This window comes from uncultured Planococcus sp. (assembly GCF_947501725.1).
Lineage (GTDB): Bacteria > Bacillota > Bacilli > Bacillales_A > Planococcaceae > Planococcus > Planococcus donghaensis_C.
Genome location: NZ_CANMXD010000036.1, coordinates 1 through 416, shown reverse-complemented (window position 1 = coordinate 416; position 416 = coordinate 1). Strand labels below are relative to the sequence as shown.

General features: G+C 50.2%; 1 rRNA gene. It reads left to right on the top strand.

Features of this window, described 5'->3' with window-relative positions:
• Window positions 1-170: ribosomal RNA gene (locus Q0785_RS20290) — 16S ribosomal RNA — on the top strand; the annotation flags it as partial.
• Window positions 171-416 lie beyond the last annotated feature (246 nt).

The following is a 416-nucleotide window of genomic DNA, read 5'->3' as shown; positions in this document are numbered from 1 at the left end:
AATACGTTCCCGGGCCTTGTACACACCGCCCGTCACACCACGAGAGTTTGTAACACCCGAAGTCGGTGAGGTAACCCTTGTGGAGCCAGCCGCCGAAGGTGGGACGGATGATTGGGGTGAAGTCGTAACAAGGTAGCCGTATCGGAAGGTGCGGCTGGATCACCTCCTTTCTAAGGATAATTCGGAACCGGGTTTCCCGGGGTTGACGTTTTGCGTTCAGTTTTGAAGGTTCACCTTCAGGCGGCAACGCCTTTTTGTGATTCTTTCAAACTTGTTCTTTGAAAACTGGATATGACGACATTGAAACATATATGCAAGCAATTCATGTACGCGTGGCCATTGGCCACAACTTTTTAATTGACCATTGGTTAAGTTAGAAAGGGCGCACGGTGGATGCCTTGGCACTAGGAGCCGAA